9 protein-coding genes are annotated in these 13,610 nt (G+C 29.8%); 5 read left to right on the top strand and 4 right to left on the bottom strand.

What is annotated here, in order from left to right; genetic code table 11:
- Positions 1–425: 425 nt before the first annotated feature.
- The gene (locus GQR97_RS08975; RefSeq protein ID WP_158847596.1) at positions 426–4,580 is read right to left on the bottom strand and encodes a two-component regulator propeller domain-containing protein; all 4,155 of its coding nucleotides are present in this window, start codon (positions 4,578–4,580) and stop codon (positions 426–428) included.
- 371 nt (positions 4,581–4,951) lie between these two features.
- Between GQR97_RS08975 and GQR97_RS08970 the strand changes: the two genes are divergently transcribed.
- Complete coding sequence (locus GQR97_RS08970) at positions 4,952–5,263, top strand: hypothetical protein (protein WP_158847594.1); 312 nt, start codon at positions 4,952–4,954, stop codon at positions 5,261–5,263.
- Between the two features lie 104 nt (positions 5,264–5,367).
- Here GQR97_RS08970 and GQR97_RS08965 read toward each other — a convergent pair whose 3' ends face one another.
- Positions 5,368–6,717 (bottom strand): exopolysaccharide biosynthesis polyprenyl glycosylphosphotransferase, encoded by a 1,350-nt coding sequence (locus tag GQR97_RS08965; RefSeq protein WP_158847592.1) that lies wholly within the window; start codon positions 6,715–6,717, stop codon positions 5,368–5,370.
- Between the two features lie 681 nt (positions 6,718–7,398).
- Here GQR97_RS08965 and GQR97_RS08960 point away from each other — a divergent pair.
- Genes GQR97_RS08960 through GQR97_RS08945 form a run of 4 tightly spaced genes read left to right on the top strand, consistent with a single transcriptional unit; the run spans position 7,399 to position 10,591 of the window.
- On the top strand, positions 7,399–7,761 hold the full coding sequence (locus GQR97_RS08960) for a fructose 1,6-bisphosphatase (protein ID WP_158847583.1): 363 nt from the start codon (positions 7,399–7,401) through the stop codon (positions 7,759–7,761).
- 14 nt (positions 7,762–7,775) lie between these two features.
- Entirely contained in the window at positions 7,776–8,594 is an 819-nt protein-coding gene (locus tag GQR97_RS08955; RefSeq protein ID WP_158847581.1) for a cell envelope biogenesis protein OmpA, read from the top strand.
- Complete coding sequence (locus tag GQR97_RS08950) at positions 8,581–9,069, top strand: Rab family GTPase (protein ID WP_158847579.1); 489 nt, start codon at positions 8,581–8,583, stop codon at positions 9,067–9,069. Before GQR97_RS08955 ends, GQR97_RS08950 begins: the two co-directional genes overlap by 14 nt.
- Positions 9,070–9,073: 4 nt before the next feature.
- Positions 9,074–10,591, top strand: coding sequence for a hybrid sensor histidine kinase/response regulator (locus tag GQR97_RS08945; RefSeq protein WP_158847577.1), 1,518 nt, complete (start codon positions 9,074–9,076; stop codon positions 10,589–10,591).
- Positions 10,592–10,651: 60 nt separating this feature from the next.
- On the opposite strand, the gene GQR97_RS08940 is transcribed toward GQR97_RS08945, so the two are convergent.
- Positions 10,652–12,673, bottom strand: a complete 2,022-nt coding sequence (locus GQR97_RS08940; RefSeq protein ID WP_158847575.1) for an OmpA family protein — start codon at positions 12,671–12,673, stop codon at positions 10,652–10,654.
- A gap of 11 nt (positions 12,674–12,684) precedes the next feature.
- Positions 12,685–13,602: a type IX secretion system membrane protein PorP/SprF gene (locus tag GQR97_RS08935; RefSeq protein ID WP_158847573.1), complete on the bottom strand. Its 918-nt coding sequence runs from the start codon at positions 13,600–13,602 to the stop codon at positions 12,685–12,687.
- Positions 13,603–13,610 lie beyond the last annotated feature (8 nt).

Below are 13,610 nucleotides of genomic sequence, written 5' to 3'. Positions count from 1 at the left end.
CATCCTTATCCAAATATAAAAATGACATTACTTAAATGATGCTAAATATGAACAACCTGTGATATAAATGTTGCCAATCTGCTTAATAAAGAGTGTTTACGCAACATTTGACATATAAGAAGCACCATTTGTAATAATTACGAAGAGAATAAAGTAAAGAAACCAAATACTAAATATCGATATATTAATTACTAATAGCGGTTTTACAGATGAATAACGATACACTTAGCTATAACATGAATTGGGATTTGCTCAACAAAACACACCTTTAGCTCACTATATTTTGTTATAATTAATTGAAGAATTTCACTATTTAAGTTGAAAAAACCTCAGGTTAAATCTTAGCCTGAGATTTTAAAACTTACGCAGCTTATTAAATACTGCCAAAAATATTGATAATGTATATACGTTAAAACAAACTTTTACTACGCTTTAACTTCAACTTCTGTTGGAAGAATACCAAAATGAGCCTTAAAACATTTTGTGAAATATGAAGGTGAAGAGAAGCCTACCTTAAAACAAACCTCGCTAATGTTAGCATTTCCTTTTTCAAGAATTTGCTTAGCTCTTTGTAGTCTTACTTTTCTAATAAACTCAGTAACCGTTTGCCCAGTAAGACCTTTTATTTTTCTATACAACCTGCTTCTACTTAAGCTTACATGAGATGCTAAAAGCTCTACACTTAAATCTGTATCACTAATATTAGCATTTATATATTTAAGTACTTTTTGAATAAACTCTTTATCAATTTCTATAGCAGAAGCACTCTCACTTTCCTCTTTACCACTAACATCACCAAAATATTTATCAAAAATAGATTGTCTACTTTTTATTAATTGTATTAACCTTATTTTAAGTAATCGCATATCAAATGGTTTTACCATATAAGCATCTGCACCATAACCAACACCCTCAATACGATCTTCTATTCTTGTTTTTGCAGTTAACATTAAAAGGGGGATATGACTCGTTTTTAAATCACTTTTAATTTTATTACAAAATTCAAACCCATTCATTTCTGGCATTATAACATCGGTTATTATAATATCTGGGCTCGACTCTTTTGCAACCCTTAATCCTTCAACACCATTTTTAGCCACCAAAACTTTAAAAGTGTTTTTTAATTCCCGTTTTAAATAATTTCTTAATTCTGCACTATCCTCAACAATTAATAAGGTTTTTGATTTAGAAAAAGTCTCATATTCTACCTTATCTGTTTTTTCTTCTTCATTGAAATTTAAAAGGAATCTTTTCTTTTTATTCTGCGAAGGTTCTATTACTACTGCACTAGATAATTCGTTTTTGTTAAAATGAGCTTTCCCTTCAGGTAAAAATATTCTAAAAGTTGTGCCTTGCCCTATACTACTTTCTACTTCAATTTTCCCTTTATGCAAAGCCACGAAGCTTTGTACAACTTCCAACCCAATCCCTGTGCCTCCATAATAAGTTTTGTTAAGCCTATCTACTTGGTAAAATCTTTCAAAAATTTTATCTAATTGATCTTTTTCTAACCCAGGACCTGTATCGGAGACTCTAATTTCTATGGTTTTAGTTGGGTTAACCTCATCAACCAGAGGTAATAAAACAAGTTTATCTGTTGATAAAACATCTATACTTATAGCCCCACTATCTGGTGTTACTTTAAATGCATTTGATAATAAGTTGAAAATAATTTTTTCTAACATACTTTGATCTGCCCATATTTGTAAATCGGGAACATCGGCATCTATACTAAGGCATATATTTCTATTGTAAGCTTCCTCTTTAAAATAGCTTACCATATCTTTTGAAAAATCTACGAGATTAAACTGCTCTGCTTTTATATTAACTTTATTCAACTCTAATTTCCTAAAGTCCATTAATTCATTTATTAATCGATAAAGCCTATCTGTATTTTTATAAACTACGTTAAGCCTTTCTTTTACTGTATAAGGAAGATTTAAACTAGCATCTTTTAATACGTCTTGTAATGGATTTATAATTAATGTAAGTGGTGTTCTAAATTCATGAGAGATATTAGTAAAAAATTGAATTTTCTTTTCATTTAATTTATCCTCTTGTACACGCTGCATGCGTTCGTTTATAATAGCTTCCTTCTCCTTAATTCTACTTTGGGTAATTTTGTTTAATAAAAATATTCCAAGAAAAAATAATAGGCAATAAAAAACAACTGCTATTTTAGTTTTCCACCAAGGTGGCAACATCTTAATCTTTAAGGTTAATGGCACCTCGTTCCAAACACCATCATTATTGGCTGCTTTTAATTTAAAAATATAATCACCATAATCTAAATTAGTATAAGTAGCACTTTTTTGATTTCCAACATAGTTCCATGATTCCTCTAAACCTTCTAAATAATAAGCATATTGATTTTTTTCTGGTCTGGTAAAATTTATGCCTGTAAATTCAATAGTAAATACAGATTGTGTATGTTTTAACTCTAAACTTTTAGTTTCAGTTATTACTTTTTGAAGTGGCGAATTTTCATTATTAGGAATAACATCAGAATTAAATAATTTAAACCCTGTTAAATACAATATTGGTACACGTTCATTAAGCACCAATTCTTCTGGATTAAAATAATCTATGCCTTTATAATTCCCAAAATAGAGGGTTCCATCGTCATCCTTTAAAGCAGCATTAAAATTAAAATCATCAGACAATAAACCATCATTAACAGTAAAACTAGTTGTTTGATAATCTTTTGTATTGAATTTTGTTAGCCCAGAATTACCACTAATCCATAAATCACCATTCTGAGATTCCAAAATACTCGCTACATTATCTTCTTTAAAACCATTTAATTCATTAAACCATTTAAACTCATTATTTGTTATATCGTAACGGCAAAGTCCTGCTCCTCGAGTTCCTATCCATAAAAAATTATCAGAACTTTCAAATAAAGAAAGAATATGCCCTGTACTTTTATGATTATTATAAGATTTAAACATTTGTTCTCTAAACGACGTAAGATATAACTCTGCATTATCTCCTTTTTTTAGAACAAAAAGTCCCTCTGTAGTTCCAAGCCAAATACTTCCATTAGAATCAACTAATATTTTTCTAACGTCGCTAGTTGGTATGCTATAATTGGTAAATTGATTTGAATTATAATGCTTTATTTCATTCTCTTTTAAATTATATGAATAAACACCTGCATAGAAAGTTCCTATCCATATATCACCATCAAGCCCCTCACCAAAACTTAATATTGCATTCGATTTTAATTTACCATTTGAACTTTGAATATTGATATTTTCAAATTTTTTAGCACCTTTCCTTAATAGATAAATACCGTTATCCCAACTACCTGCCCATATGTTTTCTTTACTATCTATAAAAAGGGTTTGAATATAATTACTTGTTAATCCCGAAAAATAGTCATCAGCATCTATATTGACATGCCTAATCTTTGATTCCTTTGAATTATAAATATCAATACCCCCACCATCCATGGAAATCCATATATCTCCATTCTTTGATTTAACAAATCCGGTTACAGATCCATTTTGTAGTGTGTTTTTATTATTAGTTAAACTTTCGATGTTTTTAAACTTATCAAACAAATCATCGCTTAAAGCAACACCTGAGTTATAATACCCCATCCAAATTCGCTGATCATTATCAATAAACAATGACCATATTGAATTGGAAAGAATACTTTTTCCATCTTCCTTTTTGTATATATAATTTTTAATTAGGGATCCCGTGTTTGACATATGAAACAAACCATCGTTCTCAGTTCCGACAAGTAAGGAACTATCTGGCAATTGTACGATAGCTAATATTCGCTTATTGCTTATTTCATAACTTGAAAAAGTATTTATACTTATATCTTTAAAAGTATATTTATAAAGCCCTTTGCTATATGTACCAGCCCAAAGAACATCATCATCTAGATGTAAATATTGAACCGGACCCGATAAATCAATCTCTCCAACCCCTTTATCTATCTTAGGTGATATTATTTTATTAGTTTCAGTATCTACTATTCTTAGACCAACGCTAGTGCCAAGAAATATAGTTCCATTTTTACTAGACTTTATACTATTAATAGCAGGAACAACTCCACTTCTATCTGGAATAGAAATAATTTCGAAGGTTTCTAAATTCATTTTTAGCAACCCCAATTGTCCAGTACCAACATAAAGGTTATTATTATTATCTTCGTGAATGCTTAACACCGAGACACTTGTTTCTCCAAAGTTTCCAGCATTAATTCTTTCGAATTGATCTAAATCTCGATTGTAAAGGTTTAAACCATCTTCGGTTCCTATCCATAACCGATTAGATTTATCTATATAAGAAGTAAAAACTAAATTACTACTTAAAGATGTTGAATCATCTACTTTAAATTTATAAGAGGTATAATCAATTCCGTCAAATTTGTACAAACCAGAACCATTTGTGCATATCCAAATAAAACCATAGTGATCTTGTGAAACTGAGTAAATTCCAACTTTGGATATTCCATCTTTGATTTTAACAAAATTAAAATCTCGATCTATATTTTGGCCCCAAAAATTAAGACTAAAAAAGAATAAAATAATAAAAGAATAAAAGGTTCTATTTAAACTCATGTATGCCTGTTTCTATTTACTAAGTTACATTCTTTTTTATTTTAAAATAATTAATTTTAATAAAATAGAATATCACCTAAATTTAAAAGCAAATTAGAGAATGTTAGATTCTAAATTTAACACAAATTAAACAAGGTGTACAACAAATGATGCTATATCGGTGTTAAACCCTCTCGCTTACTCGATACTTAACAATATGGTACAAGAAGAATATTATATAAACCGTTCTAAACCTTACTCCTTTTTATTAAAAGAATAGAATATCGTTTTAATCTTTTTTCCCTTATTCAAATGTTACCACATCCTGAAATAGGCATAAGTTAAACAGTATAGAAACAATGTAGAAAGCAATTTTTAAAATAAAAAGTATATTGAAAAAACCAAAATATTATATAGAAATTAACGGCGTAGTAATTAATTGGCCTGATAATAGTTTAATGATTCTATTTCGCCGGATTTTTTTAACCGATAATGGTATGGACAACTATCTGGTTAATGAGTATACACGAGATCATTTCATCAATAAAAACAATAAACATAAGGGTATTACTTTTAGAACTGAAGGTATCAGTTGTGTTCATGTTTCTTCGCCAGCAATAATATTAGCTAAAGCTCAAGAAACTGCCCTAAGCGGTAAACTAGTTATTAGTGCCTTGTTGATGAGTTTCAAGAACAAACGTTAGATGTAGTGAATTTAAGATTAAGAAACACCAAGAATATTTAAGCATAATGCTTATTACGCACATTAAAAATAAACTAATAATATATCTCTAAATAGAGAGAACAATTAATAAGCTTTCTCTTCTCCACTTAAGGCATTAAAAACAGTTAGATAGATTATTCTTAGATCTAGTTTAAAGGACCACTTTTCCATATAAAAAATATCATAACGTACTCTGTTAACAATATCAGATTTATCTATAATTTCTCCTCGATACCCCTTTACCTGCGCCAAACCTGTAATACCAGGTTTTAAAAAGTGCCTTACCAAGTATTTGTCCACAGTGCTTTGGAACTCCTCCGTATGCAATTTCATATGCGGTCGAGGTCCTACAACACTCATATCCCCTCTAAGCACATTCAAAAACTGAGGCAACTCATCAATACTGGTTTTTCGTAAAATTTTCCCTAATCGAGTAATACGCATATCTCCCTTAGTAGCCATTTTACTATCACTTTCATTAGTCTCGGTCATTGACCTAAATTTATAACATAAAAAAGTCTTCTTATTCACCCCGTCTCGCTTCTGCTTAAAAAATAGAGGACCTTTAGAATCAAATTTTTGTAATATATATACAACCGGCACCAACCAAGAAAGAACAAATAAAATAACTCCAATGGAGAATACAATATCAAATACCCGCTTAACAAAGTTGGCATATTCCAACTCTAAAGGTGATGCTCTTAGGTTTAGCACTGGGACTGTACCGTACAATTCAATGGACATGGCACGCGAGAACATTTCTTTATTATCAGGAATGATTCTAATACGCTTAAAACTATTATCGGCTATTTGCATGAGACTCTTAATTTCTTCTTTTGATAAACTTGAGGCTATACAAAACACTTCACTAATATCATTTTCAAAAATATACTTATAACAGTCTTCAATAGGCCCTAGATAAGTAGGACTTTTAGATATTTTATTATCAAAAAAACCTACATATTCATACTCGTGCTCTGGGTTATCAAAAATGGCACGTACCTTTTTTAGATTTTTATCCCATCCCACTACAATTACTTTAGTATTGTTCACTGTATTAGAAAGATAAATTTTTCTTGCCCAATGAAAGAACATGCGTAAAATTAGTATTTGAGCACAAAAGAACGCATATACTGCAATGAGATACAGTGGACTGTAATCCTTGAACCCAAAGAAAGTAAACGAAGCAAAAAATGCCATCCCATATAACACAAATAGTGTAAAGAAACTTTTGGCTTTAATAGTAAATACTTGTCGTCTTACAGTTGCATAAAAATTTATAGAATGTGTAGTAAGGAACCATGCTAAATTGTAATAAATAATACCTTCTAAACCATTTCCATAAGTTTCCGGTATAAAAAAATAAAAGGTAGCATTTAATGCTACAATATGGAACGGTAACGAAAGAGGGATGCTAAAATAGGATTTCTGCATTTTTCTTGTTTAAACTAATAATTAAAACTCAGGCTATTATTCTATATTTAAACAGTTCGATTTAGTACGAGCAGTCAAATATAGAAAATAATACGCCTCTATCAAAAAAAATGTTCTTTTGAGAAAAATTATTATTTCTTTCTTAATAAAACCACTTATATTCTAACAATTTATTTTTGGTGTTTTAATCTTCTTTAGCCCTAAATGCTTTTCCTTTACACCAAACTCTCCATTACACACCTCAACCTATTAGAGATGAGATTAATTAGCTAAACAAAAACATGCTATTTCTTCGGAAATTGATTAAACAAAACCAATCTTTTAATTCACAAAACTGAGATTAAGAACAATTAAAACAACACGCCCTTAAGTTTTTCAAATCCATAAATAGAACTCCCCTAAGTAATCTTCAAAAAAAATAAATATTAGAGTTCCTTTCAGCATTTTTAACACCCAATAAGAAAGTATTTACTTAAACTAAAAAACCTCATACTTATAGTCATTAAATTAATAATAAGTGATAAATCACTTATTCTTTTAAACATATTACTATCTTACAATTTATACATCAACCCATTATTTCTCTTTAGTTAAGGCATCGGTTATTCTAAAAAAACTCAAAATCCAATAATTTTTATCCATTTTAGATTACTTTTGTATTAATAGCAAACACTCCCGAAAATGAAAGAACACGTAAAAGTAGAGACTGAAGAACATTTGAATGGCAAATCTAAAAATGCCACTTCAAAAATTGATGCCATTAAGGAGCTTATTTTTGGAGATAATATTCAGGCTTACGATTCGGAATTTGAGGCTTTAAAAACTGATATTTTAGCTAAGAAAGAAGAACTTCAAAATTTAATTAGCGCTGTAGAATCTGAACTTTTAAAAAATATTGATTCTCTTAGTACAGATGTAAACATTAGAATTACCGATCTTGAAAACTCCGTAAATGATAAGCTAGAAAATCTTGATAATAAAAAGATTGATCGTAAATTATTAAGTGAGCTTTTTATCAAATTAGGTAAAAATATAAGTGAATAAATATATTTTCTTAAATGAATCAAGATGAAAAATTAAGTATCATTAAAGATATTTTGCTTAATGATGAGCGAGAATTTGCCTCATCTATTGAGAAAAAAATTAAAATACTTGAAGAGACTCTTAATAATCATAAAAACCTATCGACCAAGATAGACCCTATTATTGACGAGAAAATAACAGCATTTATAAACGAAATGCCTGATAGGCTCGGGGCAACAATTACAGAAGCTTTAAAAAAAGAAATTAAAAACTCGCAAGATGCTGTTGTTGAAGCACTTTTTCCAATATTAGGAAAAATGGTTAAGCGTTATGTACAACATGAAATGAAATTACTTTCTGAAAAAATAAATAATCAAGTAAATAATACTTTTTCATTTAAACGTTTTTTTAGAAAAGCAAAATCTAAAGCATCGGGTGTTGATGAATCTGACATAATGATTCAAGAACAAACCAATACAAAAATAGAACAGGTAATTATTATTGAAAAAGGTTCTGGAATTGTATTAGCAGAATTTTCGAAAGATGAAATGGCCGATGAAGATATGGTAGCTGGTATGCTAACCGCTATTAAGAGTTTTGTTGAAGATGCTTTTAAAAAAGAAAGTCAAAATTTGCAATACATAGAATATGATCTTTACCATATTCACCTCCAAAATTTTTCTTCATTTTATATGGCCGTTGTTGTTTCTGGGGCTTATAATATAATATTCAAAGATAAATTGGAAGATAAAATTCTTGAATTCATAAATAAACAAAAGGTACCCAGTATTTTAAACAATAAAATTTTATTAACTAAAAAACTAGAAGATTTCTTTGAAAATGACAGCATCTAAAAAAATTGTATTAATAGGTCATTTTGGCGTTGGTAAAACATCATTAATTAGACGTTTTGTTCAAAATACTTTTTCTGAAGAATATAAAGTTACTATTGGTGTTCATATTTCTAAAAAGACAATTGAAGTAACTGATAAAGAATCTATTTCCCTAATTATTTGGGATTTGGAAGGGCAAGACGACATAAAAAAAACACGTTCTTCTTACTTATTAGGAACTCACGGCTTTATATACGTATTCGATTTATCTAGACCCGTAACTTTTGAAAACCTTGCTGACGAGCTAAATTTTTTAAAAGAAAATTACCCAAACATCCCTATCAAAGTAGTGGGTAACAAAATGGATCTGGTAAACAAAACATATTTAACGCAATACAGCGATACTTTCGACTCTTTAGTCGATTTATTTGTTAGCGCGAAAACTGGTAGTAAAGTTGAAACTCTATTTGCTAAATTAGCTAACGCATTAATTTAGAATCATGTTAGAAGCTTATAAAAAAAAATTTCATAAAAATAATTTTCAATACATTTTAGTCGATGACTCTGGATGCATTCTAGAATCTGATGAGACCATCTTACCCGTTAAAAAAAACGATTTATTACAAAATAGCCATCCTTTTTTTGAAATATTAAGCAGCTTATTGTTAATCGAAAACGAGCGTTTTGATTTTTCTTGCATCAATCTAAATTTTGAAGATCTGCTTTTTATTACAGATGTTACAATACATTCACAAAACAAAAACGAAAACCTCGTAATTATTGAGGACTTAACAAAGCACTACAGTAACTATCAACTTGCTGCTCAAACTAGAAATGAATCTATTATAAACTCTCAAGTATTAGAATTAAAGAACGAATACTTACTAGAAAAAGAAACTTTTAAAAATAACTTTATTGCAAATTTTAGCCACCAGCTTCGAAACCCGATTACGGCTTCTTTAATTTTTAGTAAATTACTTCTAAAAAACAATCAGCTAAACGATGAACAAAAAAATTATTTAGGGATTGTTCTATCTTCAAATAAGGATTTAAAAGATAGAATTGAAAACATTCTAGACATCTCTAAAATACAATCTGGTAAACTTAAGCTAGTTGACAAAGTTTTTAATTTTAAAGAAATATTAAAAGATATTGTTTCGGCATACAAAATTCTCGCATCTAACAAATCTCTTAAGTTTAATATTTCTATTGATGAGCGTCTTCCTGATTACCTTAGAGGGGATTCTGCGAGGTTAAAACAAGTTATAGAAAATCTATTAAGCAATGCCATAACGTTTACTAACCATGGTTCTATAGACTTAAAGGTATCACTTAATTATATTAGAGCCAGAAAAGCTAATATCCAAATTGAAGTTATAGATACAGGTTGTGGTATTCCTCCTAACAAATTAGATTTTATCTTTGAAAGGTTTACAAAAATTGAATCTACAATTGAAAATGAAAACACAGCAGGACTTGGACTTTCAATAACAGAACATATTATTTCTGAAATGAATGGTAATATTACCGTTGAAAGTACTATAAATGAAGGAACCAAATTTAAATGTAATATAAGTATTAACGAGTCCCTTTTTAATGATAGTTTAAAACAGGAATTATTAAAAAATCAATTACCACATTTAGGTGTAAAGCGCAATATACTGCTTGTTGAAGACTCGGAATTAATGCAACTTACCCTCTTGAAAATATTAGCAGCCACTGGAGATTTCTACCTAAATATAATTTCTAAAGGAGAAGAATTGATCCCTAATATAACAAGCCAAGAAGTCGACTTGATATTATTAGCAAATACAATACACGATTATTCGGTTGTAGACTTAGCAACTTCGGTTCGTAATTTATCAAAAGAGCATAAAAAAACACCTATTATCCTTCTATCAACCGAAGCTTTTCAAGAAGATTTAAAACGTTTTAAAAAAGCCGGTATTAACGCTGTTATCACTAAACCTTTTGATGAAAAAAAATTATTAGACAGCATATATAAACATATAAAATAAGAAAAGCGGATATATAAATATATATCCGCTTTTCTTATTTTGAAATATTTTAAAATCAACCTACATCTTCACTATTATAAATTCGGATCTTCTGTTAAGTTGGTGCTCACTTTCGCTACACTTAACTCCATTTTTACAATGATTTATTAATTGTGATTCACCAAATCCTTCTGCGCTTTTAATTCTGCTAGCATTTATACCTTGACCTACTATATAGTCTCTAGTGGATTTTGCTCTTCTATCGGATAAACTTAAATTGTATGCATCACTATTTCTAGCATCTGTATGAGATTCAATTTTTATAACCATTTCAGGGTACTGCGCCATCAATAAAACAATTTTATTCAACTCTATAGAAGCGTCGTTTCTAATAAAGGATTTATCTAAATCGAAATAAATAATTCCTATTTTTATTTTTAAAACACCTTGTTCTTCAACAATTAATTCATTAAGTGTTTCAAGACCTAAAGCAACAACGGTTTCTCCATTTTCGTTTAAAGTTAACACTGGTTTTTCTTTCGTTTCATATCCTGTTTTGGCTGCTACAACATTAAACTTGGTAGCGCAATCTAAAACAGAATTAAACTTATAAGCACCAGCAATATCTGTGGTAGTCGATTCTAACTCTTTACCATCACTAGAAAACAAAGTCATTTTCACGTTTGCAATACGCTCTCCTGTAATTACATTTGATACATAACCTCTAACTAATTGCTCGCATAAAACATCTTCTTTTGGTAAACGAACAAATGAGTAAATATCATCATCACCCTTACCTGTTAATCTGTTTGAACATACAAAGCCTTTGTTTTTTTCTTCATTTACAATAAAACCAAAATCGTCTAACTCACTATTTAATGGCGCTCCTAGATTTACTGGTTTTTGAAAATTAGAATCAATAATTCGACTTTCATAAACATCCAGCCCACCAAGTCCTAAATGTCCATCAGATGCAAAATACAGTGCATTATCTGTTATGTAAGGAAACATTTCTCGTCCTTCAGTATTTATCGTTTCACCTAAATTTCTTGGTTTAGAATAACCGGTATAAGTACTATCTTGTATTTTACTATTTGTTTTTTCATCTAAAATATCTACAACAAAAATATCTGTACCTCCAATAGAACCTGGCATATCCGAAACGAAATATAACAACTTCCCATCGCTACTTACTGTTGGATGACCTACTGAATAATCTTCACTATTAAATGGTAATTCTTTTACGTTTTGCCATGTAGGCAAACTATCTTCATCTTTACGCAACTCCGCACTATAAAGTTTTAAATGGTTTGTGCCTTTATCATCTCTATGCAAACTACCGTTATAATTATTACGAGTAAAATAAATTTTTGTTTCGTCTGGAGAAAAAGCTAAAGTAGCCTCATGATAACGTGTATTTAAATTTTTAGAAAATTCATCAATCAATTTCACATCCGATCCTATAGTATTTATTTTCCCTAAATACATATTTAAAAAAGGCTGTTCATTCCAATGGTAAATTCTAGTGTGATAGTTAGAAGAATCTACAGCAGAGGAATACACTAATTGATCCTTATAATACATAGGCCCAAAATCTGAATACTTCGTATTTGTAGATAAGTTCTTTAAAATGAAACCGGGTTGAATATCCAAAACATCTTCAACTGTCAATAATTTTTGATCTAATAAAACCGATCTATCATCGCTATCTATAGTTCTTTTAGAAAACTCTTTCATCCAGCGTTTTGCTTCTCTATACTTACCTGTTCCCTCTAATGCATGCGCATATCTAAAGATGTATTCTGAATCTACATTTGGATAAAAATTGGATATCAACTTATCATACCATACATAGGCATTTTTCATATCTGTATTAAAAAAGTACGAATCCCCTGCTCGCTTTAAAAGCCTAACATATGTTGAATCATTACTATCTGTAAATTCTTTATCTTTTCTTTCAATTTTATTAAGCTCTAATTCATATAAAACCGAAGCCTCTTTATACCACATTCTATCGAACAATTTGTCAGCTTTTTTAGTTGAACTTTGAGCAAAAGAAATACTTATTGTGAATAAAAATAAAAGTGTAATTGTATTTTTCATGTAGTTCATTTTTAAAAGAATCGTGGCGATTTTAATTGTTTTTCTCTAGATCTAAGTTCGAAACGTAACATAATTTCATGACTTCCAGAGTTAAAGTTTTTTAATCTTGTTGTAGTAGCATCATAAGCATACCCAACCATTAATTTTGGACCTAATTGTAAGCCTAATAAACCACTCACAGAATCGTCCCATCGGTATGCAACTCCAAGTCTTAAAACATCATTAAACATAAAGTTAGCAGATACATCTGCTATAATTGGAGCACCAACTACAAATTTACCTAAAAAGGCGGGTTTAAATTTAACAGTAGGACTTAAATCGAATACCTTTCCTGCTATTAAAAAATAATGCAATCGTTCTGCCGCAACAGCATTTTGAATCCCATCATAATGTTCATCTGTTAAAAAATTTGGTACCGATAAACCAATGTAACTCGTTTCACTATGCCAGTACACACCTGCACCAACTGTTGGTAAAAATTTATTGTTTATATCTTGAAAAACACTTTCCCCTGGTTCTTGTTGGTTTGAATCTGTAAAATTCACATTAAGCATTCTACCTCCTCCTTTAATACCGAAAGATAGTTTACTGTAATTATTTAAGGGAATGGTGTATGAGAAATTCGCATCTAAGTAAAACTCATCTGAAGGTCCTAGTTCATCATTAACCAAAACAACACCTAAACCTACATTTTTACCAACAGGTGATTCTATACTAAACGACTGTGTAGTTGGAGCTCCATCTAAACCAACCCATTGCGTTCTATGTAAACCCGTGGCAGTTAAATGCCCCCGTGAACCTGCATAAGCAGAATTCACGGTTAGCGTGTTAAACATATAATCTGTGTACTGTGGGTCTTGTTGGGCATTGGTTTTATGCAGTGCAATTACCAATACTAGACTTAATACTATTTTCAATTTTAAATTCATTTCTAAAT

Source organism: Algibacter sp. L1A34 (genome assembly GCF_009796805.1).
Classification (GTDB): domain Bacteria; phylum Bacteroidota; class Bacteroidia; order Flavobacteriales; family Flavobacteriaceae; genus Algibacter.
The sequence above is the reverse complement of the archived record's forward strand: the minus strand, read 5'-3'. Positions and strand labels throughout refer to the sequence as shown.